A 23,524-nucleotide genomic window follows, 5' to 3' on the forward strand; every position below is an offset into this window, starting at 1 on the left:
CCTCTCTGATACTTAGGTAATTACGATGAAGCCCATTTATTCATTATATATTAGTAATGTTATAGTCTAGTATACTTTTAAGCATATAATTACTCATGTTTAATAATTTCATATTTAACTCATCATGATTAAACAACAATGCAACTGCAAATAAATTTGCTTCATATTCATCTCTAATATTTTCTGAGTTACTACTATTTCTATCTCTTTGAAAATGGTTTATGGAACTTTCTGTATGCATTAAAGCATGTCCAAGCTCATGTGCACAAACCACTTTTTGCGAAGTATAATTATATTTTTTGTTGATAAGAATTAGTGGGCTTTGTGTAGCATTTACAACATAACCTTTAGTCTGATTGTCTGATACAATATAGTTTATTCTAATACCAAGTGTCGAAGCTATTTCAAAAGGGTTATTAGTTCTATATTTATTTCTCAATTTAAGAGCTAAATCTATAATTGCTTGAGCCTCCACGTACTCCCCTCCATTTATATGCGTATTTTTATTTTACTAATTTAACGCCTGCTCTTGTATTTATAACTTACTAATTCTAAGTGATGCAACAGCTCATTGGCAAATTCCACTACCTGCTCGTTTGACATGTTATTAACATCATAGCCGCCATATCTCATCAATACAGGTGTACTAAGAATGAATTCCATTGCCTCTTTTGCCGATGTAAAAGTGTTTTTAGCTAATGATTTCGGTTCTTGTACCCAGCCCATTAAATATGCGGGCGTTGTCTTAAGTGCTTCTGCTAATATTTCTAGCTTGTCTACTCCAAGACTCTTAATAGCCCCAGTTTCATAACGCTGCAATGTCGATTTACTAATACCTGTCTTTTCAGCTAAATCTTGATAGGATAAATTTAAGGCAATTCTTTTTTGCTTTACACGTAATACTACATCACTTACACTATCTAAATCTATTTGCTTATCCATAATTAATGCCTCCATATTGATATATTCAATATTATACCATTAAGCATCAAAAATGCAACGAATTAAAAATTTTAATTGTTTTTTTGTTGCATAAGTGGTTGACAAGCTAGCAAATTTATGGAAAAATAAGTCTACCATCCCAAAAATGCAACGCAAAAAATACTGGAGGTTGAATTATATGTCTTCTTTACTCTTGTTAGACAAGCTATCAGCAGCATTACCTTCCTACGATACGAACGGGGCCAATATCACATCAACAATTTGGTCTGACGGCACTCATAAGACACATGACCAATCGCTTAAAAATTGGCTCCATGAAATCAAGATGCATTCCCCTTACAATGTAAATCTATTAAAAACGAAAACAGAAAACTTTTTTGCTAGAAAGCAGCTGTTGCCTATACCATTGAGTCCTAACTGTATCCTTATTCCTTTTAAAGTAAGGCGACCTATAGGTGAAAATGATGGAGCCTATGGTTACATTGCCCTCGACAGTATAGAAACAATCGAAGAGGCTGCTATCACTTCTGGGGCCACTATTATCTTGAAAAACAGTCGTAACATTATACCCGTCCTCACTAAATACGATAAGTGCAAACAGCATGTAGCAATAGCCAACGTAGTAAGGAACCAGTATTTTGATTTTTAATTATTTAATTCTCTAGTTATCTAGTTGTCTAGTTGTCTAAATTCCTATTGCGTGGGAAATTAGACAGTTTGACAATCGTCGACACTGCTTGTCGAAAGGACAAATAGTATCTGTTAAAAAAACAGTAGACAGCTATCATCTTGATAACTGCCTACTGTCTGATCCTGAGTTCTATAGGTTTATTTTTCTTCAACTTTATCACATCTAAGAGTTAATGTTAAAACCGTTAGTCCAATCGAAGAATAGACTATGAAAAATATCGACTCAGACCACCAAGGTAAACTGTGTAAAACTTCTAGCATAATACCTCTCCTAACCAAAGAACGTTTGTTTGTTTATATTATATACGAACAGTCGTTCTCATGGCAATAGGAAATTTAAAAAAAATCAAAAAAATTTTACTTCTTCCACGTAGGTTTTAGTTACAACGTATTCTCTACTAGCCAATTCACGCAAAACGTTCTTTCTTATTACTATATTTATTGGTTGTTCGCTGTAATCTTTTGGCTTTGAGAAGAAGAAATAGAAGTTCGATTCATTTTCTATTTCTATTTTTCCAAACAAGGACTCTTTTCGAATTTCATTAGCTCTCTTATAAATTCTATCCTTATTCCAACCCTTGTTAGATAAATAATTTTGAATCTTTCTCTTCTTTATCAGTAAGCACTCGAGTCTGGTGTAATCCTCTGTTTTAACATTTTCTTTTTTCGTAGCATAAGGCCAAATTAAAAGATAATAATCGGTAAGTAATTCGTTATTAAAGAGCCAGCCTTCTGCCAACTCCTTTTTCCGATTCATAAAACTTATTTCAAAAGCAAAGGTAGGTAGACCCTTATTTATAAAGTAAAGTTGGGCTTTTTCATCTATAAATAGTTTTCCTTTTTCAGAATGTATACAGATATCAATCCCTTTCATTTGGTCATTAGGGTCTGTACTTCTCTCCACAGAAATATTATTGTTTTGCTTCTCTAACCACGTATAGAAATGCTTATCTAAAAACCTTGATAACTGTACTTCTGCATTCATATCCTCACTACGCCTACTCATTAGAATCTCCCTTCTAGCTAAGACGTTATACAGTACTTCGACACTCCCCCATATATTCCTGGTATATAATGTTATTTTTAGGCATAAAAAGTGACCACAGCATTTCTGTAGTCACTTCAATAGCATTTATGTTTAAAAACAACTTAGGACTTTACCCGAACAATCCGCGTCTTCTACGCACTGGACGCTCAGGAACATACGGATCGTATAACCATTTAAATAACGTACCTTTCTCTAATGCTTCCATAGGTGGAAACTGAGGACAGAAGGGGTCAAATGGCATCGGCTTTACTGGATAAATTGGCATTACAGGTGTTTGTTCCACATCTGCTGTAGATTCTGTGCTAGCAGTTTGTTCAACAGTCTCGTTATTTTGTACGTTCTCCATTTTTCTTCCTCCTTTACCTTAAGATTTCGTCAGGATTAATATTTGTATCTGTGAATATTTCCGAACCCCTTACAGGCTGACAGAATTGATGAGGGTCCTGCGGCTGATGCTTATAATGTTCTTCTACTAAGAACAATGCTTCTCTAAATCTTTGGGAGTGTACTACTTCACGCTCACGCAGGAACATAAGCGCGTCTTTAACTCCTCTATCATCTGTTAAATCTATTAAATTCTCATAAGTAGCTCTAGCTTTTTCCTCTGCTGCTATGTCTTCTGTTAGGTCGGCGATTGGATCACCTTTTGCTTGGATATACGCTGCCGTCCAAGGATTTCCAGCAGCATCCATATAGAATAGTGCATTATCATGGTCCGCATATTGAGCTCCTAGTCCAGCCTCTCTCATTTGCTGAGGAGTTGCATCTTTTACTAGCTTATATACTAATGTCGCGATGATTTCTAAGTGAGCAAGTTCTTCTGTACCGATGTCTGTTAATAACGCCTTTGCTCTTTCATTAGGCATTGAATATCTTTGGTTTAAGTATCTTAAAGCTGCTGACAACTCACCATCTGGTCCACCATATTGAGTAATCAAGTATTTAGCCATCTGTAGGTCGCAGCCTTCTACACGTACTGGTATTTGTAATTTCTTTTCATAAATCCACACTGTAATCTTTCCTCCTTCAAAGATAGTTTTGAGCTATAATTCCCATGGCCATGGTGTTTTTACCCAATCGAAAGGGTATTTACTTGGGAATTCACCATAATTATATAAAGAACCGTATTCCATTTGATACTCTGTCTTTAATATGTTCATTTGCTCCGAGAGAACATTGTACTGGCAAACAGCCCTTTTATCTGTTGGATACATATCTAAGTATAGATTAATCTCTAATAATGCGAACTCAAGAGCTTGAATTTCTTTCAGCATTTGCTCTCTAGGCATCTTCTTACATGACTCTGTAGTAGCCTTACTCATAACCTTATAACCTCCTAACAAAAGTTGTAGGCGTAAACTATAGCCTAGGATAATCTATTCCCGGTTTTACTTAACTGTAGCTTGTCTAGGGTAAAATGGGCTTAGGCGAATGCATAATTAAAAATAAAAGAACACATCTGTATATCATCACATATACAAATGTGTTCCTGATTTGCTAATTCCTAGGCTTTTATATAATTTACTTTTTAATTTGATTTTCAATATTATCAATTTTCTCTTGATGTATCAATGTCAAAATTTTAGCTGCCTGTGCCCTGGTGTATGTTTCATTTGGCAAAATCAGATTTCCTGCCCCCGTTATAAACCCAGCCTGCACACTCATAGCTGCTGAGTCCCGCTTGAAATCTGGAATATCCCCTTCATCTTGAAAACGAGATAGGACTTCATTTACCTCAGCAGTTGACATGGATTTTACAAGACCTTTTTTCTTAAGTACATTAGCAAGCATGACCATCAAATCATCTCGTCTCATTGTCGTTCCAATTTCCATACCTTCTAGTCCTTCTAGAATACCTAGTCTTTCTGCTGACTCGAGTTCTGCTACATACCACGGCTCATTAGGATCTCGATCTGCTCGTTGGAGGTGCTCACCTGTGCTTTCTAACAGCAAACGAGAAAACACTGCTGCTGCCTGCTCATATAAGATTGCATCATTTGGCATAAAGTTTTTGCCATCACCCTGCATGATACCCGCTTCAAATACGCTTTTTGTATAGGCATATGCCCAGTGAGAAGCTGGCATATCAGGGAATGGTAACGCCGCTCTGTTTGCATTCTCCATTGAACCCTTTGTTAACGCCAACCAGAAGTCGCTATTTTTGTTTATTAGATTATCGATTTCATCAAAATCGACAACAACTGAAAGAATTCTACCAGGGTCTATCGCCCTAAATCCTGGGATGATCTGGTAGAAACGGAGTCCACCATCAATCAGTGCAAATTCTGTCGTGTTTTCTATAGGTAAAGTATGCTCCTCTAACTCCTTTTCAACTCCTGGTAACAGCAGGTCTCCGAGTGTGTACACCCTACCTGTCGCCAAATCCATATTCAAAGTCACACTGTTCCAATTGCTTTCCATGTCAATAACACCATAACGACTCTCTTTTGTAAACGAGCCCACATGTCCCTCAACATGTGTAATAACTTCGCCTACTTTATACATTATTTCATACTCCGTTTCTGGTCTGTGCCAGATAAAAAAATCATATAGCTCTTGATTGATATGCGCTTCTAGCTGCTCGTCTTTATATCCTGAAAGAACTGGATAGTAAATTCTCTCATAAGGGTCAACATAGGGTTGATAATTCTTTGGAATGTTCACATACTGGTTAATGCGCATTTCAACACCTGCACCAATACTATAATGTTTTTGGTCATCCTCCCAGAATAACTCCCCATCTCTTATACTTAGATACACCGTTTGACCGTTGCGCTCAATATTAGCGACTTCCGCACTTTGTATAACGGCCGCTTTATCTGCTTCCAATGTTACTAGAATCTCACCGTCGACATTAAATATGCTTGTCTCTCCCGTACTATTGTTATAGTAGCTAGAAAGACCATAAGCAAATGGTTGAAAATGCGGAGTCGCTCCAGGTACTTGTAATAACTGATTCCCATCTAAATCAAGTAAGCACCGCGTTCCTGAGTACGTGTTTGCGTAAAACCGCTCTTCTCCCATATACGCCATAAAGTTATATTGAGGCTCTATAACAAACTCACCTTGCTTGTTAATAACGCCATTCCCTGTTCGCTGTGAAACCACAGCATAACCATCAACAAAAGGGCCAGCTGTGTAGAACTGATGGTCAATCACGAGACTTCCATCCTCAATTGAATAATATCCAATTGCTGAATAGCGATCTCCATCATTCGATATGCGCAAAAGACCATCTGTCCAGTCTGCTATGAAAAATGGTGCACCATATCCGGCAGGGAACTCCTTAATAATTTGTCCTTGAGTATCTATAATTGCTGCGTTACCATTATCAAGCCTCACGACAGCTCGGTCAAGCAAGAAGCTAGATGCACCAGTTAAATCTGCATAATTGTTACTGCTCACAGAATCTATGTCATTTCCCTCTACATGCACAGTTGTAATCACCATTACTGTAACTATACATAGAAATGCTATAAGAAATAATCTTCTCCTCATAGTTAATCCTCTCCTTTTCCGTCTACAACATAAGTTATTAAGTTGTTTTACGAACGTCTTTTCTGTATAAACTTCTTATTTATATCTGGTTTCATTATTGTCTAGTCTCAACTATACTTTTCCCTCCTAATAACTAAATGTTCTATTCTAGCTCGTGTTCTAGAAGTCTAGAAATATATAATAAATTTATATTACCAGTGCTGTGCCCTGTCCCTTGATTAAAAGTTGGAAAGGAAACTTCACCATTATCATCATAAGGAATCCATCTATAATTAATTCTGCTATGCTGGAAGCTAAATAATGTTGTTGGATATTTAGATTTTTCTACTTTCAAAAAAGAATCAAGAAATGCAATCCATTCCTTTGGAAGTGACTGTACACCATACGATTTTACATCTTTTTCGAACGGCACGCTGAAATGTAGTTGGACTCCAGGTGTATACCGGTGAACATAATTACTTACTATATATCCCCTTCGATTTAATAAATAAATATCAAAAGTAGTCATAAGATTGTCGGGGTTAATATTCCAGAGAACAACATACGTGGAAGGATCCTTTGGATTAACCTTCCAAAGTGTTGGTTGTTGAATTGTACTAACTCCAGCTAGTTCCCATTTTCGATTTTTCCAAAACCAATAGCTAGTTCCGTATCCATGCTCATGAATGAATGGAACAAACACGTGTGTATCTCCTAAAAAAATAATATCTTGTATTTCTATCGCATCTGGATTGTAATTATAGCGATTTATGGTTTCAATTAAGTCATCCTCTTTAAGAAATTCTGTCGGTTTTGAAAAGAAGTAAAAATATAGATAGCCAGCTGATACAAGAAATATAACAATGATTGCTAAAAAACGACTTTTTTTCTGTATCATTCGTTATTACCGCCTTTCAAAAGCGATTCATGGCTACGAAAATATCGTTGTTTATCCACCGAATCTATTAAAACACCTTTTCCATCCTTTTCTACATATATCATAATAAGCAAACCACTTCCCCATTTGGGTGTCGTGCCACTTAAATAATAAGGAAACAACTCCACTCTTTCATGTGATTCTAAGAAAAGCATATCATTATACCAATCGACAGCATCTAATTGCTCTTCCTCAAATGATGGTAATAGCAGATCAAAGCTTTCCTTGTCAAAGACAACTTCCGCTGCAGAAGGATGAAGTTGAATAATAACTGCCTCTTCATAATGTGCAATATATGTTGAGATATTACTCTTTGGATAGGCTGCGGAGTGCAGGAAGATACTTAAAATTATAGCTGCAATAAAAATAAAGTTAGCTGAAAAACCTAACCAAGCAAAACGACGGTATTTATCCCACGCCCCTTCACGTGATGAAGCATACCAATAAAGCATCCAAACTCCTAATGGCAAAATTGGCATTTTAATAAGCGTATTTAAAATAGGAAAATTAAAATCTAAAGTAAAAAATCCTCCTAACAAAGCTATACATACCTTCCAAATTTTCGGCTTCACTTCTTGCTTTTGATAAAAATAATACATTAGATAAATAATAAGACTCCAAGATAAAGTAACAACCAGTACTTCAATGATATTCATAGGTATGCCTAGCAAAAATCCCATCTTATAATCCCTCCGCTTAGAGACTGCTTGTGCGGCAAGCACTTTATGTTATTGTTATTGTTTTTGTATTATGTTTTTGGTTATGATCAAAAACGATAGAGTAACACTAGTAAAAAGTAATATAATTATAGATACGCCCATGAAGTAATGCCTTATCAAAACCTTTTCACTTGGGTTTTCTACTGCCCAAAATGCCTCATATCCATTAAATTTTAAGTATATGTAGGTAATTAAGATTAAGTTAGCAATATTTAAAATCAATAAAACGATTCCCTTTTTCATTGATGTTTTATTTCCTTTCTACTTCTTGCATCTATCTAATTAATACTTTATCTTCAATTCTATTATTAATGATTTCATCTGTAACCTCGAGAAGAGCTTTAGCTCTTTTCTTAGTGTATGGATTTATAGGAATTAGGGAGTTATTTGTAGAGTACCTAACTCTCATCGGCTCATGATAGATTGCTTCCAAAATTCGCTCTACATCTTCTACTCTTTGATTTAACTCCTCTGTTGTAGCGTCAAATACATTAAAAGAAAATCTATCAAATATCGTATTAAAGTTTCTTCTCAACTCAAATCCTAGTCTATCTTGATAGTAGAAATTACACAAAGCTGCCCCTGCTGTTATAGGTAATGTATAGCTATCTGCAACATGTAGGTGATACTGATCGCCTTCATTTAAATACTTTTCAATATGAAATTTATATTGGTGTAAATATACTGTTAGGCTTGTTCTTGAACTTATATACATATCAGTTCTACTTGTCCATTGCCCATATAAAAGAAAGCTTAAAACTAGTATTATCGCCAAACATATTCTAAATTTTTTCTTATAATTAATGTTATCATTTGAAGGTTTCTCTTCAGTATTATTAGCATCAGCTTCCATCTTAAAGACCTCCTATCTAAACCATTACCTATTGTAATATTTACTTAAGTAATCTTGGGTTCTCTGAGGGGAATTTGTCTGCAATTAATATTCCTTCTTTATCAAAAGCTGTAATCATCCCACTTACTTGATTAAAGTTATCTAAGACATATAAAACATAATTATCTTTGACGACTGCTGTTTCGTAAATATCATTCATTTGCAATGTTTCTTCATGAGTTAAATCATAGTCTTCATTCGATGTTGAGGAAATTTGGGGGCCGTTACCAATTGCCACATAAGAAATTCTTGTATCATTAACTTTAACTCCTACCAAGTATTTTCCTTCTCCCTTTTGCGACCAGATAACATCAAACGGAAAACCCATTCCTTCATCAAAATGTCTACTAGCATAATGTTCTATATTTCTGAATAATCCAATACTATTAATAGCAATCACTCCATATGATTCATCTTCTTCATATAAAGCAAAATATCTCTGTCCATATTGTCCATCTTTCTCAGTTATTATGATTTTAATATTATTATCATTGTTAAAATTTATTGCTTAACTTAAAGAGAGAATATTACCACCAAAAAACAACAATGTTAAAAAGATTATTGTTATAATAAAGATTGCTTTCTTCATTTGCTGCCCTCCGACTAAATCATGTTCTCTATATAAAAATATTGTGTTATTAATTAGCACGTTAGTTTTCTAACTCATATTTTAGGAGATCGATTTCGTCATGAATATCAATAAACATTTCTTCAAGTATGTATTTATAGTCTCCTGAAAAAAACACATCAAATTCTTCAGTTGATAGATTATAAAACATCTTACCTACTTCGTAACAAAATTCACTTAATAATTTGGCATTCTCTTCATTTAGATTATCATTAAAACTATTCATGAAATATATAAGGCTATCTTCTCCTTGGTAGTCTACTATGGACAAACTGTAGTTATCTGGTATAGATTTCCATTGATTTCTCACAATCCTATCGTTTGATTGCATAATAGTACTAATATGTGACAGGTATGCTTTATTAAATAGTTCTTTTTCTAAAGGACTTAAATCCCCATGATATACAGCGAGCATTTCACTTGCTTTTGTAAACTCCCATCCTATTTCATTGAAATGATATGCAAGTTCTTTCTTATGCGCCTGCTCTGCGGTTTTTAAGTTCATGTTTAGGTTTAAAGTTATTAAAAATAAAAATATAATCGAGAAAACTAACATATACATAACCGTTTTACTATTCATATTTTTGTATTCTCCAATAATGATATTTGTAAGACTTGAATGACAATTGGTATATCTTAGAAAACAAAGACAATGCTTTTATCACTCTTGAACTCAAACTCCTCGATTTGTCCATTCCATTCAATTGTAAAGTTAACAATACCGTCTTCTGGTGTTGATGTCCCACTACTAGTCACAATGCCAGAGCTTATTATGCCACTCTCTGAAAGAGTCGTCTCTGATGAGCCACTTCCAGCGCTAGATTTATATGAATACTTAATTTTGTAAATATCCTCAATATGATTTCCTAAGTAACGTATTTCAACTTTACTACTTATTTGTTTGCCAGGTTGATTTTTATTTATAGGTTCTGAGACTTTTTCAATATATAAAACTTTCCAATTTTCACTTTCATGGGTAAAAACCAAAGTGTTTGATTCTGTAATATTTAATAGACTGCATCCTGTTAACAACACTAGGATTAATAGTAATAAAAATACAAACGTGTTACTACTCACTGTTAATTCCTCCATTTACTTCTAAAGTAATTTCCTTGAGCCGTTGCTATTAGTTTTTAGCATTATGTAAATTCTATTTATATAAACTACCAATTTTGATCCATTATTTCTTTACGCTTTAGTTGATATTCTTCCTGATTAATCAAGCCATCCTTATGTAAATTATCTAGTTTTCGTAAATATGCTTTAAATCATTGATTGAGCTATTCGAAATATTTCGTCTCTGTCTATAAACCCTCTTATACTTACTAACATATGTGGTAGCTCTAACCATAACAGCAACTTACCATCTTTAAATGTAAACAATGTTATAGTTTTGTTATCAATGGTAAGATGCTCTATTTTTGTATCTTCATGATCTACAGTCATACCAAGTGTAAAGCCTTTACCATAGTACTGCTGTTCTATTGTAAGTGGATAGTCCATATCTTCACTTTCATAGTGAAGTGTAATATGATTGGTTCTATAATATATTTCAGAAACAGGTGAAACTACATATTGTAAATCAAAGTTGTTTGGAATGTAGACGGGTATGATAATATCAAAATTTGCTATTTCTTGTGCCTGCTCAATCGTAAACTCTCTACTCTCTAATTCATGAAATACAATACTGTCATCTATCTCCCATATAAAATCATCTGGAGTTAGATGTTGAGTCTGCGTTCCTGTCATTATTTGAGTGGTAGGTCCCACTACATATATAGCCACAATAGATATGAGAAGCGATGCTACTAAACTAACTACAACAAATCGTTTCTTGCTAGTTCTCGGCTTGCTATCTGATAGAGTAAGCTCTCTCTGAATCTTTTCCCAGTTATTTTGTTTTTCATTTTTGGGTAACTCTATCTTATCTATCTGCATTTTAATAGTTTTTTTCAGGAGCTGTTCATGGATAGATTTTTTTCGTTCATTCATTCTCACTCCACGAGCAATTGTTTTTTATCTTCATTAGTAATGACTAAAATTTAATCTGTTAAAAATTCTTCTTCCATCAATTCCACCCAACCACTGTTATCAATTCTACTAAATGGTTCAATTAACGATTTCATCAATTCATGATCAAATTGTACATCCTGTTGTGTTACTGTGATACCATTACTTATCAATTGATATATTTCTGCAATTGTTTCTATTGTTTCGATTTCCTCTGGCAGAATTGTAAAAGCTGGATTTCTTGTTGATATCTCATTATTTATATGATTGAGAATATACCCTGTTGAGCTTATAATATATTGTAAACTGCGATACTCTTTTTGCGAGAAATTCTTTCGGTTATATTTAAACTGTTCAATCCGGTTTGTCGATTCTCTACTCCATGAAACAATAGCATTCCAGTCCTTTACTCTAGTACTATCAAATGTAATTTGTACTTCTTTGGAATCCACTGAATCCAATATTTTATTATTAATAATCCTATAGAGCCGTTCGCTATCAGTTACGGTTCTTTGAATAATTGTTACATTCTGCTTATGTTCGTCTGCTTTGATGGATCGAAAGTTATGAAATTGATACAAATTGATGACGATTGATATAATCAGCACTAATTCAATAATGCTCCTGTATTCCTTTATGGAACGATTGTTTTTAGTTTCCATTAAATTCCTCCTAGTATTTATGGCTTAAACTGATTTACTATTGTTTTGAACCGAGTAAATCTTTATATTCATCTACATCGTTAAAAATTGCTGGAAATGTTGTTGGAGTGCTACTAACTCTCTTTAATAAAATTGGTTCTCCGTTATTTAGCTTGCTAATAACAATCTCAAACGAATTATCATCATTTAAGGTTAATTCGAAATTTTGCTTTGCAGTATTTATTTCATAAACATTGTTTTCTACTTGTTTATAGGTCCCTTTATCTACTTCCCTGTTATCAATATATTTAGTAAAGCTGTTGTTATCTGGCTGGATAGACACTTGAACAAAATAACCATTAATGTGTCCATCACTCTGATAAAAACCTTTAAATAAAGGACTCGTATTTGAAGAGCAACCGACTATAATAATAATGAGTATTAGCGTTAATAAAACATAGGTTTTTTTCAAAATAGAGTACCTCCTAAATCTCTTATTTAAATAACGAAACTAGTTCTTCTGGCAAAATGCTAATATTACGAATTTGTAAAGTTTCATATTCCTCTGAATATTCTGTCACTAGCAATATTGTCCTGCCACCAGCATATTCTAATAAAACTGGCAGATGAAATCTTCGCGGTGGATTATTTAGAAATGGACTTAGCTCATTATAGGTTTCTTTAGTGAAATTAGGACGCTCACTATCTACATATAGATTTTGAAGCCCTTCATAGGTTGTTTCATTTATAATGTTTTGAAAATAAAAGTCAATAATAGTCGTAGGCCTGTTCTTATAGTCATCATATACGCTTACTGAAAAAATCGTTATCACAGTTATAAGCAAAACTGCGTTCTCCATGTATGATAGATTTAAATGCCGACGCAGCACACTTAAAATACTACCAATCCAGATTAAAATAAATAACTTATAGTCCAATGGGAAACTAATAATTTCTAACACTAATATGTAATAGATTGATAACAAAACCATTGATAAACACATATAAATAATCTGCTCTTTTAATGAATTCTCGTCTTTTATATAGTAATGTTTACATACAGATAGTAATCCTATTAACATGGCTGTAAGTATGGTAAACAATATAAAATCTTTCGTTCCTGGGTTTGTAGTATAAAAAATTCCAACTAGTAATGTAAATGCTACTAATGAAACATACTTGGTGTTTATTTCATTCACCCTAATCCCTCCATAGTATATTAATCTTAATGCTCAATCATTGATTGAGCTATTTGAAATATTTCGTCTCTGTCTATAAACCCATCTATAGTTACTAACATGTGCGGCAGTTCTAACCATAAAATTAAAGAATCATCTTTAAATGTAAACAATGTAATGCTCTTATTATCAATGGTTAGGTGCTCTATTTTTGTGTCTTCATGGTCTACGACCATGGTATGACCAAAGGCTTCACCATAATACTGCTGTCTAATTTTCAACGGACGATTTATGTCAGCGCTTTCATAGTGAAGCCTAACCTCATTAGTTTCATATAACGTTTCCAAAACAAAAGCCACTACATATTGAAATTCAAAGTTGTTTGGAATGTATGCAGGTATGATAATGTCGAAATTCGCTATTTCTTTTGCCTGCTCAATCGTAAACACTTTCCTTTCTAAATCGTAAAATACAACGCTATCATCGATATCCCGTACAAAGTCATCTATGTCTAGGTGTTGAGTTTGTGTTCCCGTCATAATTTGAGTGGTAGATCCACTCTTTATTATTGTTTTTTGTTTGTTCCAAAAGAAAGCAGTACTATCTGAATTAGATACATATATAGTTACAATAAATATGAGAAACGAAGCTATCAGACCAGCTACAACAAATCGTTTCTTGCTAGTTCTTAGCTTGCTATTTGATAGAGTAAGCTCTCCCTGAATCTTTTCCCAATTCTTTAGTTTTTCATTTTTGGGTACCTCTATCTTATCTATCTGCATTTTAATAGCTTTTTTAAAAAGCTGTTCGTCGATATCTTTGTTTCTGTTCATTCATTTTCACTCCACGAGCAATTCTCTTTTTGTTTTCATTAATACTGACTGAAAATATCCTTAATTAGTTCCCAGTTGTTTATTACTTTTTGGATTAAATCTTCAGTAAGCACAAAAAGCACAGCTTAAACTGTGCTTTGACTTATAACATTGATTCAGCGATTCGTAACATCTCATTTCTATCTATAGAACCTAAGATAATAATTTTTATATCGGGCAATTCCAACAACAATATCAGTCTATCTTCGTTAGATGCAAATATGGTTATTTGATGACCATATATAAAGGTATTTTCAATTTCAACACCATTAAATCCTATTTCGGTGGCATCGTTATCAGCCCCAAGATATATCTGTTGGATGGTAATGCTATCAATAGTATCCTTATTTTCATAATACAGAGATATTTCGTAAGGTGAGCTTCTAAACCCTGGAAATGCATATTCAAATTTATAGTTCTCTGGTATATATCTAGGAATAATAATATTGAAATCAATCATTTCTTGAGCTTGTTCTAAAGTGTAGTTATGATATTCAATAGAGTAATATACTATGTTCGAATCTGCGTTACTTGGAGGGCCATTATCAGAGCTTTCATTTTCTGTTTCTAACGTTATTTGTGTTGTACTATCATTTGATACAAAGAATTTTTGTATGTACCAAAAGAAAGCTGTACCGCTATTGTTCGATTGTATTGCAAATACAAAAAATATAAGCAATGATGCAGCTATGCCTGCTATAAGTTTAATCATTGAACTATTTCGAGGCTTGTTATTAGAATGGTGGAGCTTTTCCTGAATTTGATTCCATAGTAACTCTTTATCCCGATCAGGTGCTTCAATATTTTTTAACTGTTCATGTACAACATCTTCTAGAATTTCTTCTTCGTTATACTTTTTATAGTTCAAGCATTTCACCCCCGATACATCCAGGGTCTTGCTTAATCTCTATTTGTAATTTCTGCTTAGCTCTATGTATTCTAGATTTTACTGTTCCGACTTTTAAATCCAGAACTTCTGAAATTTCTTCATAGGTTAATTCTGCATAATATTTCAATACAAATACTTCTCTATATTCAGGCGGCAACTCATCAATTTTCTTAGCTAGTTGTTCTTTTAGCGTGCTTAGTTCTACTGATTTTTCTACAGTTTTTGCTACCCACTCTGTTTGTTTTATTTCAACGAACACTTCACTGTCAATCGATACATTATTGTTACTTTTATTATGCTTATTGTAGTAATCCTTAGTAGTTCTCACAGCTATTGTTGTAAGCCATGCGCCCATCTTTTCAGGGTCTTTAATTGAATCTAGATTCTTAAATGCTTTTATAAATGTTTCTTGCAATATATCTTGGGTTATATCTGGATCACGGGTTATATAGCAAATAGCTTTATATACTTTACTGTAAAACATATCGTAAATAAAACGCTGCATCTCAATCTGGCTATTATCCTTGCGCTTCATTATGCTGACTAATTTTTTAAGCATGAATTTTCCTTTCCATATTTTATTAGATTTTGTATAAACTTCATTTCTACAAAATATGTAAATATCCTGCTTTTCAGTCAATTTTTTCTTTTATTTCTTATTTAATTTATCTGTTTAAACCGTCCCCTATCAGCATCTCAGGACTATATAATATGACCACAGTTTTTACATCTTGTGTCTTTCGGATCTATTTTACTATAACAATTCGGACACTCATTTTCTTGTACAGCATACTCATCTTGCTCCTTTTTATGTTTGTCGTAATCAGCAAACCAAAAGATATATCCGCAATCATTACATATATAATTCATTGCGTCCTCATTTGCCCAATCTACGTTAAAAAAAGTCGCACCTCTAGAGTTTAACAATGTTTTGTCAATTGAAACTATCTTCCTCTCTGGCTTCCTCTCTGGTTTTAAAAAAAATTTATAGTGGGCTGACATCATAAGGTATATTATCTATTCATTCTTCTTGTCTATTTCTTTAATCAGGTTTTTAAAATACACCCCTATTTCAACCATTCGCTCATCACTCAATTCAATTACTTTCTCACTATTGTGAGCGAATTCTGTTATGCCTAATTCAGCATAATTTGGAGCAGGATTAAATTCTTTTTCTATAATTTCATTAGTTGTAAGATTCATATCGAAAGTCACTTGTGGTCCATCAATTGTACCTGTAACTGATCCTGTTGCCTTAGTAATATTAAATCTTAATATATTCTCTTCATTATTAATAGAAGCTCCACCTTCATTTATTTTCCCAAATTCATCAAACAATTTTAAACCCGCAATATACATTGATTTATCTTGATAATTATAAGAGTAGAATTCTGCTACTTCACTATCCATTAACTCATATGTGCTTAATCTTGGAGAATTGTTTTCAATAGAAGGTTCTTTATCTTCTATAAATTCTTTTTTATTTATATCCTTATCTTCCGCAGTTTCAGATAAAGCTTCTTCTAGTTGTTCATCACTGGTAGTGATATTAAATCCATTACTTTCCACTATTAGTTCATCTGGATTTTCTTCTACAGATTCGTTACTGGCACAGCCTGTAAAAAGTATCATTGTGCAAATCATTAACGATACTAGGAATGCATTGTTTTTAATCATCATTGGAGAACCCCCATAGTAAGTTTGTATGAATTATATTATTTTCTATCAATGCCAGTTCCTAAATTCACCATCTACTACTTTCAGACCAGGGTGATTATTAAATGTTTTATGAACAATTTCTAGCTTTCTATCGTCTAGTTCATGAACACCAAGCTTTACTCTATTTTCAGAGATACTTATAGCTGAATATGTATAAACAATCCCATGACGGCCATCATTATTGATAAACTCTAAATGTACATTTTCCCTTAATGATTCTAATTCATCTAAAGTAACCTCAGCAGGAAATATTTTACCTTTAAATTCTATATCTCCTTGCTGATTTTCACGCAACAATAATTCTATACGTTTAAAATCATCTTCTGTTAGTCCAACCACTCCATATACAAAATATTTGTCGTCATCTTTATAGTCCATATACTCACCAGCATATATGTCTAGTTCTTTCAACGTGCGCTTCAATCTAAAACGAACGACTTCTTCAAATTCTGAAGACAGTATAGCATCTTCAAGTGCTTCTGATATAATCTTTGAATTTAAGTTATCATCTCTAGGAGTATCATAGGCTGATTTTTCATTATCAAATAAGCAACTAACAGATAAAGTTGCTATTATTAATACTAGTATAGCAATATAGACGATTTTCTTTACAACCATTCCGGTACCCCTTCAAGAAATATTGTTTATATGCTTTAAGTTTCGTATCCATGCAGTATTAATTCTTCACTATAAATAACGTCATTTTCATCAGACCAATCAACTGTGACTGTTATCGTTTCATTTCCGCGATAAGGTTTCTTCAAATTTATACTGCCACCCCCACCTACTACAAATTCTCTTTTGGGAGCGTACCCAGTCCCTTGTATCAATTTACTTGACCCAAAAGGAGTATCTATAATTATTTTAATTCGACGATTATTTGACAGACCTTCTTCATCTTTATATGTGAGTACTAGTTTTTCTTGGGTTTTTATAGTTGTTTCATCAAAATAATTACTGCTATAATTATCATTTTGTTGATTTGATAATCCATACTGAAAAGCATTTTGAAATTGGTAATCAGCTTTTTCCTCAGCTAAATAAGGATTTATTTCTACAATAAATTCAGCCGTCCAGTGTTCACTTTCACCCTTGTATATATATTTTTTGTATGTATCTTCTTCAGTACATCCAGTAATAATGACAACAATAGCCAAAATTAAAGACAGTTGAAATAATTTTTTCATTATTAGCTCCTCTCTTTAAATTCCTTTGTTCTTTCTTCTAATTTAACTTCTAACTCAACTATCTTTTTTCCTAATTTTTCAACTGTATCTTCTAATTTGTAAACCCTACTCAACGCTATTAAAGGCATAATTATTACTACAGCAATAACTAATAAACCTATATCCAAAATTGTACCCCCTTTTTAAGCATAAAAACAAATAGTTCTAATGCTGAAACCAGTATTTAATATAGTTCCTACCTATATATGATTGATGGGCCGATGTTTTTGATGTTTTATTCATTCCATAAAGAGATATGTAAAATCCGCTTATGGGTAAGTCTGAATTATCTATCTGTATAATTTCATCATCTCCAAACTGGAAATGTGCAACATCTTTTTCTGCCGAGGTTATATACTCCCCCCTGCTTTCTAATACGTACCATTCTAGCTCTTCTTGTTGTTTAACTATTTCTTTCAAATTAATTTCTTCTAATACTTCAAAAAATCTATCGGCTAATACGAGTCTTCCATACTGAAGCCATTGTTCAACGTTTCTAGCAGTTATAGAATATACTTTTTTATCTGGAAAAAACTCGACTCGATACAAAATCGTATTATTTTCTAAATGGCCTATTAAATCATATCTAAAATCTCTGATTTCTCCATCTTCATTATAATTTACTCTAAAGTAATCTATTTTCCAATCTCGCGGATATCCTATTTCTTTTTTAATATTTTTCCAATCTTCTTTAATATCTAGCATATATATGTTGCTACTTGAAGTAACAACTTCAACTGGCCTCTCAGAGTAATAGTTGCTTATCAGCGGGCTGATAATACCTATTAAAAACACTAAAAGCCCTAAATAAACAGCTCGTGTTTTCGCAACTCTATCAACTTTAGGTTTTAAAAACAATAAAAATATTAGAAATCCTAACGGTATTGGTAATCCATTAAATATAAAAGAAAATGCGCCAAGTAAGGAATATCCAATTAGCTTAAGGATTATATTACTTTCATCTTTTTCGCTTTTTAAATATATATAGCTTAGTCCAGTAATGATAATTAGTAATGTAATAATCCACAAAGAATATTCCCCCATTAATAACTAAATCAATATCTATTTACTCTTCTGCACTAGAGCTATAAGGATGCTACCTTGAGTATCTATTTTATGTATACATCTATACCTAACTCATATGGGCTTTCATATGTTGCACTAGTGTATAGGTTTCCCCTGACCATTGATGGGTGTATAAGAAAAGATTGAGCATTGAGTCCCCTGCTTTTTGAAAGAGCTATATAGTTACCATTATTTTTATAATGACTATCTTTATGTTCTAAATAATAGTATCCATCTCTTAATATTCCACTTGAGTCTTCTACATCTATGTTAATATATCTGAATTTAATGTCCTCGTTCATATAACTAAACCCCAACGTATACCATTGGTTTTCGTCTATATTATGAATTGTAATCTTTTGAAAACTATGCATTGATATATATCGTTGTCTGTCCTGATCAATAAATTCCCATGTTTCCATAATCAAATCAGTATTGCCATTTATATTGTCTATTTGTTCTAATTCATTTGAGTAATCATATACCTTCTCAGCAAGTATAATATATTCATTATTTAGTAATGAATAGCTCCTGATAGTTAACCCATTAAAACTTATATGTTTAAAATTACTCTCAATGCTATTAACCATAGTTTTAAAAAAATTGTTTTCATCACTTGCTTGATTAAAGTATTTAAATAATTCATCATCAATCGTCATCATTTCTATATTAGTCTCAGCATTATTCGATAGTGAATCATTATCGATGCATGCTGAGAGTAAAAAGAGAACAATTATTAACATCGTAATATATTTTAAAATCATCAAACACCTCCAAATGACTTTATAAATCAATTACTACTACCTGAACTAATACCATTTTCATAGGATGCTGAGGTCACTCAAATTGCCTTTGTATTTATTGCAATGCGCTTTCACAGATGTTCTTTAGGCGTGTATACACCCCCTATTCGTGGGTTTTATCTTCTTTTAATTCTTTCATTGCATTTTTCACGGCCAGTTTAATAATAAAATATAGTACTACCGCTGGAATAGCTAAAAGTATCATTGATAATAATGCTCCAAAAAAATGAAATTCCATAATCTTTAATTTTCACTCCTATCACAAATAATCTATTATTCCTGCGTTATTAGGCGTAACTATGCTCCAATGTACAGTTTAGCAGAACGCTGAGTGTTTACCTATGTCCCCATTTCCCTTAACCTTTTTAGTATTTTTTTAATAGTATTCGCTTGTAATACTAGGAAGATCCCTAATGAAATTTTGATTATTTCTACGATTATATTCGAGTACCAAATATGTCTTTGGTACATAAAGATTTCTTTATTAATTATTGTAGCTTGTATTGTAGCTTGAGAAATATTTTGAATAAGCTCTGGTATACTAATCAATATTATTATTAAACCAAAAAAGGAATAAACGAATGCCTCTACCTTCTCTATGTCTATATGTGTAGACTCTTTTATATTGGTTTCTTTTAAGACAAGAAAGTTTGATATTCCCCCTGCGAATATCCATAAAATTACACCTATTACAAAAAGCACTATTGCTGGTATAGAGAAGCGGATAAACATTTCAAAATAACCAGGGTCATTAACACCCATGAAACCAGGCAGCGAAATGGATACAACATTACCAATGTACCTAACCCCAATTGCAATAAAACAAATTGATAGAACTCTTATAGATAAAAATGCTAATGATTTTACTGACATAACTAACTTCCTTTCAAATAAAGATTCCCTTATAACTCTATTATTTATTATTGTAATTTTCTATTAAAGCGGCTTCATACCCGTCTGAGACTCCAAAAATTAATTTATCGTCTTTTGTAAAAAATCCTTCAATAGTTACGTTTACTCGTTCTTTACTTGTTTGATTGTAAACATCAAAAACCTTTTTAGGTATTTCCAGTTTGTATTTATAGTGTTCTTCTCCAAAACCAATTTGTACCCCTCGCAAAAAAAATTGAGGTAAACTCGCCGTAACTTACACCGTCTTTTTCATATCTAATTATTGGTTGTATCGAAACTAATGTACTAAAAAATTATAATTAGTTCACCCTTTAACATTATAAATAATCCTTTACAAATGTACCTTAATTAGAAATTCTGTTTTTAATCTTACTTTATCGATTAAATCCTTATCTAAAAAGAAACCCGTCTCTGCTGAAAAAGTCATTCTCCTTTTGATAGTTTTAAATCCTGATATGTTCTACTGTCAAATTTAGCTCTATTTATCATTTGCTAACATTAATATATCATTAAGTAGTTCTTCGCCATTAATAATTTCATAAGCTCTCTTATCGCCTGGCTCATACCATATATTAAAGTTCCCTAGCATAATCTGCCTAAATCCATGATTTGTTTGGAGCAATATTTTTACAACAACATCATCTCCACTATAAGGTGAATATTTGATTTTGCTCTTCTTACCTTTATACTTTGAAAGTATCTCAAACAACTCATTATTATCCACTACATAATTAACATCATTAGCTAAAATACGTGTAGCATGCTCTGAAGCATCAATATTTATTTCAACAACCTCACCGTTCTCATTATATTTCTTGTAATACGTAGAACCTGCTTTCAATTCCTCTAATTCTACCAGATTATGCACTTTTCTATAGCTCGCTTCGTTATAATAAATAGCTACAGCTATAACACCAATCAATATTAATGAAAATATCAATTTTGATTGCCTATTTCTAAACATCATAGCCTCCCTAATTTTATCTATTTAAATATGCACCTGAATCAAGAGAAGCAGTATGCTGCAACTTAGACCTATTCCTTAGTTGCCTCAATTATCTCTATTTTATTTCCCCATTCAATTGCAAAATATATAGTGTTGTCCTTATTTTCAAGTTTGTCTGCATCTATATGAAAACTCCTTATAAGTTCATTACCAGGTATTAACTCTACAATTCCGATATTTTCCGTATGTATTGTGTATAGTTTAATAGGATGCCTATTGCCAATTACTGAGCTTTTAATGTTGTTCATTTGAACTTCTAAATCATTATCTAACACAATTTTTTCAATTAATCTTTCCTTAGAGTCGTTTAATATGATTTCTGCATCTTTGTGTAACCACAAATACCCAAACCTACTTGTTCTTATCAATCTTCTTTAACACATCATCCCAAATATCATTACTGACCCCTAATAACATATAAAACACAAATATATAAATTAAGTAGAAAGGAAAAAAGATAATAGGTATTTTTTTCTTTTCCATTAGTAATAAGCACCCTCGAATAGTCTTCATATCAATATCTCCCCTTGAATGTCCACGTAAGGACGTATTAATTATCAGCTTCTACTGAATACCATCTTATATTTTCAGAGCTATGATGAATCTTAGAATTACGATACTCATACAATATTTCACCTTTATCATTTAATGCCTTAGCGTCTAATTCATTAAATGGAATTTCTTTATCCCATGAAAATGTAATAGGTTCTCCTATGACTGCCTCTTTTCTTTTTCTGCTGTCTAACGAACCAACCTCAATATATGACACATTATCATCTTCTACTTGAACACTAAAAACAGTCGCTTCTCTACCCCTGCTCGACCAATTTGCTCCACCAAGCGTTTTGACAGGGTCATCGTGTGAATAATAGCTAATTGATGTGGTTGATTTCCAAAGTATCCCTATTACTTTATTACTTATAGCCGTTATTGGTCCTTTATCGGTTTCTAATATGTATAGAGAACACCAACTATAGTCTACTTGATCTACTAATGTTGAATCATTTGGTACTAAAGGATTTGCTAGAGCTGCACTAAGCCCATCCAGCCTTACCGTAAATGCATTACTAAATAAAATTATTAGTAAGATAGTTGCTGTAATTAGTACACCTTTCTTCATACTCTCCCTCTTTTCATTTAAAACTGAACTCCGTTGCATACATGAAACATTGCAAAATCCCAGATAATCATCTATACAGCCTTATGTTAGAATTTGTAGTTAGGAGTGGACTGTACTACAGTCATGTACTGCTACGTATAATGCTTAATAAACTCTAATTTCCTTCTATGTTATATTGCCTTTTCCCAAACAAAACGTATAGATACGGAGCAAAAACACTTAATATTAAACCTATCCAAATTGACAATTCAAATAAACTTAAAAACAATTGATGAATAACTGAATATGTTGTTGTTGGTATAAAGAGTAATACAAGAATTAATGAATACTTCCCAATAGAAATCAAAAATTGTTCAAAAGCTATAATTAAAGCATAGTAAATGACAACAAGAGTTGCTGATTTTGCTATATCTACCTTACTCATGTCTCGAAAAAATAATAGTCCTGACAATAAGAAAAGTATTAATGCCAGTGTAAAACGAACCCCTATGACAATATTACTGAGAATGTACTAACTTTTGTGTAAATGGTTAAACTTACCACTAAGGAGTTGATCGTTTATGCAAAGTAGTACGTTAGCTAAGGAATTAGCAAAAGATTGTCGTACAGTAGAAGATATCCAGGAAAAGATGAAAGAACTATTCAAGAATACTCTCCAAGAAATTTTTGAAGCAGAGATGGAAAATCATCTTGGGTATCCAAAGAATGATTCCAGAGGCATTAACACTGGTAATAGTCGTAATGGTTATA

General features: G+C 32.7%; 35 protein-coding genes and 1 pseudogene. 2 read left to right on the forward strand and 34 right to left on the reverse strand.

The features are described from left to right. Window positions 1-43: 43 nt before the first annotated feature. Both BHF68_RS12695 and BHF68_RS12700 read right to left on the reverse strand, forming a co-directional pair. Window positions 44-475: an ImmA/IrrE family metallo-endopeptidase gene (locus tag BHF68_RS12695; protein ID WP_069644029.1), complete on the reverse strand. Its 432-nt coding sequence runs from the start codon at window positions 473-475 to the stop codon at window positions 44-46. 41 nt (window positions 476-516) lie between these two features. Continuing rightward, the gene (locus BHF68_RS12700) at window positions 517-942 is read right to left on the reverse strand and encodes a helix-turn-helix domain-containing protein (protein WP_218070363.1); all 426 of its coding nucleotides are present in this window, start codon (window positions 940-942) and stop codon (window positions 517-519) included. A 178-nt stretch (window positions 943-1,120) separates the two neighbouring features. Between BHF68_RS12700 and BHF68_RS12705 the strand changes: the two genes are divergently transcribed. Further along, window positions 1,121-1,591, forward strand: a complete 471-nt coding sequence (locus BHF68_RS12705; protein ID WP_069644030.1) for a hypothetical protein — start codon at window positions 1,121-1,123, stop codon at window positions 1,589-1,591. A gap of 179 nt (window positions 1,592-1,770) precedes the next feature. Here BHF68_RS12705 and BHF68_RS15720 read toward each other — a convergent pair whose 3' ends face one another. The 32 genes and pseudogenes from BHF68_RS15720 to BHF68_RS12855 all read right to left on the reverse strand — a co-directional run bounded on the left by BHF68_RS15720 (window position 1,771) and on the right by BHF68_RS12855 (window position 22,774). Then, window positions 1,771-1,893, reverse strand: a complete 123-nt coding sequence (locus BHF68_RS15720; RefSeq protein WP_301553642.1) for a hypothetical protein — start codon at window positions 1,891-1,893, stop codon at window positions 1,771-1,773. Window positions 1,894-1,978: 85 nt separating this feature from the next. Then, complete coding sequence (locus BHF68_RS12710) at window positions 1,979-2,638, reverse strand: hypothetical protein (RefSeq protein WP_069644031.1); 660 nt, start codon at window positions 2,636-2,638, stop codon at window positions 1,979-1,981. 151 nt (window positions 2,639-2,789) lie between these two features. Continuing rightward, window positions 2,790-3,026: a spore coat associated protein CotJA gene (locus BHF68_RS12715; RefSeq protein WP_069644032.1), complete on the reverse strand. Its 237-nt coding sequence runs from the start codon at window positions 3,024-3,026 to the stop codon at window positions 2,790-2,792. Window positions 3,027-3,039: 13 nt separating this feature from the next. After that, window positions 3,040-3,690, reverse strand: coding sequence for a manganese catalase family protein (locus tag BHF68_RS12720; RefSeq protein WP_084019431.1), 651 nt, complete (start codon window positions 3,688-3,690; stop codon window positions 3,040-3,042). Between the two features lie 33 nt (window positions 3,691-3,723). Next, a complete protein-coding gene (locus tag BHF68_RS12725; RefSeq protein ID WP_069644033.1) occupies window positions 3,724-4,002 on the reverse strand; it encodes a spore coat protein CotJB in 279 nt (92 codons plus the stop codon). Between the two features lie 199 nt (window positions 4,003-4,201). After that, entirely contained in the window at window positions 4,202-6,178 is a 1,977-nt protein-coding gene (locus BHF68_RS12730; RefSeq protein WP_069644034.1) for an S-layer homology domain-containing protein, read from the reverse strand. 142 nt (window positions 6,179-6,320) lie between these two features. Beyond that, window positions 6,321-7,055, reverse strand: coding sequence for a hypothetical protein (locus BHF68_RS12735; RefSeq protein WP_069644035.1), 735 nt, complete (start codon window positions 7,053-7,055; stop codon window positions 6,321-6,323). After that, window positions 7,052-7,774, reverse strand: a complete 723-nt coding sequence (locus BHF68_RS12740) for a hypothetical protein (RefSeq protein WP_069644036.1) — start codon at window positions 7,772-7,774, stop codon at window positions 7,052-7,054. The genes BHF68_RS12735 and BHF68_RS12740 overlap by 4 nt, the downstream gene beginning before the upstream one ends. 313 nt (window positions 7,775-8,087) lie before the next feature. Continuing rightward, window positions 8,088-8,666 carry a hypothetical protein gene (locus BHF68_RS12750; RefSeq protein WP_069644038.1) on the reverse strand — a complete coding sequence of 193 codons (579 nt, stop codon included), beginning with the start codon at window positions 8,664-8,666 and terminating at the stop codon, window positions 8,088-8,090. A gap of 40 nt (window positions 8,667-8,706) precedes the next feature. Continuing rightward, window positions 8,707-9,033, reverse strand: coding sequence for a hypothetical protein (locus BHF68_RS12755; protein ID WP_141706288.1), 327 nt, complete (start codon window positions 9,031-9,033; stop codon window positions 8,707-8,709). A 322-nt stretch (window positions 9,034-9,355) separates the two neighbouring features. Next, complete coding sequence (locus tag BHF68_RS12760; protein ID WP_069644040.1) at window positions 9,356-9,913, reverse strand: hypothetical protein; 558 nt, start codon at window positions 9,911-9,913, stop codon at window positions 9,356-9,358. 56 nt (window positions 9,914-9,969) lie between these two features. Then, window positions 9,970-10,410: a hypothetical protein gene (locus BHF68_RS12765; protein WP_069644041.1), complete on the reverse strand. Its 441-nt coding sequence runs from the start codon at window positions 10,408-10,410 to the stop codon at window positions 9,970-9,972. Between the two features lie 86 nt (window positions 10,411-10,496). Continuing rightward, window positions 10,497-10,577 (reverse strand): annotated as a pseudogene (locus BHF68_RS15865) (SHOCT domain-containing protein); the annotation flags it as partial. 19 nt (window positions 10,578-10,596) lie between these two features. Next, window positions 10,597-11,325 carry a DUF4367 domain-containing protein gene (locus tag BHF68_RS12770; RefSeq protein WP_069644042.1) on the reverse strand — a complete coding sequence of 243 codons (729 nt, stop codon included), beginning with the start codon at window positions 11,323-11,325 and terminating at the stop codon, window positions 10,597-10,599. A 50-nt stretch (window positions 11,326-11,375) separates the two neighbouring features. After that, window positions 11,376-12,005 (reverse strand): hypothetical protein, encoded by a 630-nt coding sequence (locus BHF68_RS12775; protein WP_069644043.1) that lies wholly within the window; start codon window positions 12,003-12,005, stop codon window positions 11,376-11,378. A gap of 37 nt (window positions 12,006-12,042) precedes the next feature. Continuing rightward, window positions 12,043-12,456 (reverse strand): hypothetical protein, encoded by a 414-nt coding sequence (locus BHF68_RS12780; protein ID WP_069644044.1) that lies wholly within the window; start codon window positions 12,454-12,456, stop codon window positions 12,043-12,045. 22 nt (window positions 12,457-12,478) lie between these two features. After that, window positions 12,479-13,183: a hypothetical protein gene (locus tag BHF68_RS12785; RefSeq protein WP_069644045.1), complete on the reverse strand. Its 705-nt coding sequence runs from the start codon at window positions 13,181-13,183 to the stop codon at window positions 12,479-12,481. 26 nt (window positions 13,184-13,209) lie between these two features. Beyond that, window positions 13,210-13,995, reverse strand: a complete 786-nt coding sequence (locus BHF68_RS12790) for a DUF4367 domain-containing protein (protein WP_069644046.1) — start codon at window positions 13,993-13,995, stop codon at window positions 13,210-13,212. A 142-nt stretch (window positions 13,996-14,137) separates the two neighbouring features. After that, a complete protein-coding gene (locus BHF68_RS12795) occupies window positions 14,138-14,902 on the reverse strand; it encodes a DUF4367 domain-containing protein (protein ID WP_069644047.1) in 765 nt (254 codons plus the stop codon). Further along, the gene (locus BHF68_RS12800) at window positions 14,892-15,482 is read right to left on the reverse strand and encodes an RNA polymerase sigma factor (protein ID WP_069644048.1); all 591 of its coding nucleotides are present in this window, start codon (window positions 15,480-15,482) and stop codon (window positions 14,892-14,894) included. Before BHF68_RS12800 ends, BHF68_RS12795 begins: the two co-directional genes overlap by 11 nt. Window positions 15,483-15,940: 458 nt before the next feature. Beyond that, window positions 15,941-16,603, reverse strand: a complete 663-nt coding sequence (locus BHF68_RS12810) for a hypothetical protein (protein WP_069644050.1) — start codon at window positions 16,601-16,603, stop codon at window positions 15,941-15,943. 45 nt (window positions 16,604-16,648) lie between these two features. Continuing rightward, the gene (locus BHF68_RS12815; protein ID WP_069644051.1) at window positions 16,649-17,260 is read right to left on the reverse strand and encodes a hypothetical protein; all 612 of its coding nucleotides are present in this window, start codon (window positions 17,258-17,260) and stop codon (window positions 16,649-16,651) included. A 35-nt stretch (window positions 17,261-17,295) separates the two neighbouring features. After that, on the reverse strand, window positions 17,296-17,829 hold the full coding sequence (locus BHF68_RS12820) for a hypothetical protein (protein WP_069644052.1): 534 nt from the start codon (window positions 17,827-17,829) through the stop codon (window positions 17,296-17,298). A 2-nt stretch (window positions 17,830-17,831) separates the two neighbouring features. Further along, complete coding sequence (locus BHF68_RS15425) at window positions 17,832-17,996, reverse strand: hypothetical protein (protein WP_176719940.1); 165 nt, start codon at window positions 17,994-17,996, stop codon at window positions 17,832-17,834. Between the two features lie 37 nt (window positions 17,997-18,033). After that, the gene (locus BHF68_RS12825) at window positions 18,034-18,897 is read right to left on the reverse strand and encodes a hypothetical protein (protein ID WP_069644053.1); all 864 of its coding nucleotides are present in this window, start codon (window positions 18,895-18,897) and stop codon (window positions 18,034-18,036) included. Window positions 18,898-18,977: 80 nt separating this feature from the next. Beyond that, window positions 18,978-19,697: a hypothetical protein gene (locus BHF68_RS12830; protein WP_069644054.1), complete on the reverse strand. Its 720-nt coding sequence runs from the start codon at window positions 19,695-19,697 to the stop codon at window positions 18,978-18,980. A 142-nt stretch (window positions 19,698-19,839) separates the two neighbouring features. Further along, window positions 19,840-19,974 carry a DUF6019 family protein gene (locus tag BHF68_RS15915; protein ID WP_367114265.1) on the reverse strand — a complete coding sequence of 45 codons (135 nt, stop codon included), beginning with the start codon at window positions 19,972-19,974 and terminating at the stop codon, window positions 19,840-19,842. 101 nt (window positions 19,975-20,075) lie between these two features. Next, complete coding sequence (locus tag BHF68_RS12835; protein ID WP_069644055.1) at window positions 20,076-20,609, reverse strand: hypothetical protein; 534 nt, start codon at window positions 20,607-20,609, stop codon at window positions 20,076-20,078. Window positions 20,610-21,126: 517 nt separating this feature from the next. Continuing rightward, complete coding sequence (locus BHF68_RS12845; RefSeq protein ID WP_218070364.1) at window positions 21,127-21,615, reverse strand: hypothetical protein; 489 nt, start codon at window positions 21,613-21,615, stop codon at window positions 21,127-21,129. A 68-nt stretch (window positions 21,616-21,683) separates the two neighbouring features. Then, entirely contained in the window at window positions 21,684-21,995 is a 312-nt protein-coding gene (locus tag BHF68_RS12850; protein WP_069644058.1) for a hypothetical protein, read from the reverse strand. A gap of 10 nt (window positions 21,996-22,005) precedes the next feature. Then, on the reverse strand, window positions 22,006-22,167 hold the full coding sequence (locus tag BHF68_RS15430; RefSeq protein ID WP_176719941.1) for a hypothetical protein: 162 nt from the start codon (window positions 22,165-22,167) through the stop codon (window positions 22,006-22,008). Window positions 22,168-22,204: 37 nt separating this feature from the next. Next, window positions 22,205-22,774 carry a hypothetical protein gene (locus tag BHF68_RS12855; RefSeq protein WP_069644059.1) on the reverse strand — a complete coding sequence of 190 codons (570 nt, stop codon included), beginning with the start codon at window positions 22,772-22,774 and terminating at the stop codon, window positions 22,205-22,207. Between the two features lie 560 nt (window positions 22,775-23,334). On the opposite strand from BHF68_RS12855, the gene BHF68_RS12865 reads away from it, so the two are divergent. Beyond that, window positions 23,335-23,524: transposase (locus BHF68_RS12865; protein WP_176719879.1), on the forward strand; the 190-nt coding region annotated here is incomplete at its 3' end.

This window comes from Desulfuribacillus alkaliarsenatis (assembly GCF_001730225.1).
GTDB classification, from domain to species: Bacteria; Bacillota; Bacilli; order Desulfuribacillales; family Desulfuribacillaceae; genus Desulfuribacillus; species Desulfuribacillus alkaliarsenatis.

Coding starts and splice junctions, on each gene's coding strand:
- BHF68_RS12755 (WP_141706288.1), bottom strand. CDS start 9,033: ATGGGTTTTCCGTTTGATGTTATCTGGTCGCAAAAGGGAGAAGGAAAA.
- BHF68_RS15915 (WP_367114265.1), bottom strand. CDS start 19,974: ATGGAATTTCATTTTTTTGGAGCATTATTATCAATGATACTTTTAGCT.
- BHF68_RS12835 (WP_069644055.1), bottom strand. CDS start 20,609: ATGTCAGTAAAATCATTAGCATTTTTATCTATAAGAGTTCTATCAATT.
- BHF68_RS12710 (WP_069644031.1), bottom strand. CDS start 2,638: ATGAGTAGGCGTAGTGAGGATATGAATGCAGAAGTACAGTTATCAAGG.
- BHF68_RS12750 (WP_069644038.1), bottom strand. CDS start 8,666: ATGGAAGCTGATGCTAATAATACTGAAGAGAAACCTTCAAATGATAAC.
- BHF68_RS12855 (WP_069644059.1), bottom strand. CDS start 22,774: ATGAAGAAAGGTGTACTAATTACAGCAACTATCTTACTAATAATTTTA.
- BHF68_RS12800 (WP_069644048.1), bottom strand. CDS start 15,482: ATGCTTAAAAAATTAGTCAGCATAATGAAGCGCAAGGATAATAGCCAG.
- BHF68_RS12730 (WP_069644034.1), bottom strand. CDS start 6,178: ATGAGGAGAAGATTATTTCTTATAGCATTTCTATGTATAGTTACAGTA.
- BHF68_RS12715 (WP_069644032.1), bottom strand. CDS start 3,026: ATGGAGAACGTACAAAATAACGAGACTGTTGAACAAACTGCTAGCACA.
- BHF68_RS12770 (WP_069644042.1), bottom strand. CDS start 11,325: ATGAATGAACGAAAAAAATCTATCCATGAACAGCTCCTGAAAAAAACT.
- BHF68_RS12845 (WP_218070364.1), bottom strand. CDS start 21,615: ATGATGTTTAGAAATAGGCAATCAAAATTGATATTTTCATTAATATTG.
- BHF68_RS12820 (WP_069644052.1), bottom strand. CDS start 17,829: ATGAAAAAATTATTTCAACTGTCTTTAATTTTGGCTATTGTTGTCATT.
- BHF68_RS12790 (WP_069644046.1), bottom strand. CDS start 13,995: ATGAACAGAAACAAAGATATCGACGAACAGCTTTTTAAAAAAGCTATT.
- BHF68_RS12705 (WP_069644030.1), top strand. CDS start 1,121: ATGTCTTCTTTACTCTTGTTAGACAAGCTATCAGCAGCATTACCTTCC.
- BHF68_RS12775 (WP_069644043.1), bottom strand. CDS start 12,005: ATGGAAACTAAAAACAATCGTTCCATAAAGGAATACAGGAGCATTATT.
- BHF68_RS12760 (WP_069644040.1), bottom strand. CDS start 9,913: ATGAATAGTAAAACGGTTATGTATATGTTAGTTTTCTCGATTATATTT.
- BHF68_RS15430 (WP_176719941.1), bottom strand. CDS start 22,167: ATGAAGACTATTCGAGGGTGCTTATTACTAATGGAAAAGAAAAAAATA.
- BHF68_RS12735 (WP_069644035.1), bottom strand. CDS start 7,055: ATGATACAGAAAAAAAGTCGTTTTTTAGCAATCATTGTTATATTTCTT.
- BHF68_RS12700 (WP_218070363.1), bottom strand. CDS start 942: ATGGATAAGCAAATAGATTTAGATAGTGTAAGTGATGTAGTATTACGT.
- BHF68_RS15720 (WP_301553642.1), bottom strand. CDS start 1,893: ATGCTAGAAGTTTTACACAGTTTACCTTGGTGGTCTGAGTCGATATTT.
- BHF68_RS12740 (WP_069644036.1), bottom strand. CDS start 7,774: ATGGGATTTTTGCTAGGCATACCTATGAATATCATTGAAGTACTGGTT.
- BHF68_RS12725 (WP_069644033.1), bottom strand. CDS start 4,002: ATGAGTAAGGCTACTACAGAGTCATGTAAGAAGATGCCTAGAGAGCAA.
- BHF68_RS12815 (WP_069644051.1), bottom strand. CDS start 17,260: ATGGTTGTAAAGAAAATCGTCTATATTGCTATACTAGTATTAATAATA.
- BHF68_RS12830 (WP_069644054.1), bottom strand. CDS start 19,697: ATGATTTTAAAATATATTACGATGTTAATAATTGTTCTCTTTTTACTC.
- BHF68_RS12810 (WP_069644050.1), bottom strand. CDS start 16,603: ATGATGATTAAAAACAATGCATTCCTAGTATCGTTAATGATTTGCACA.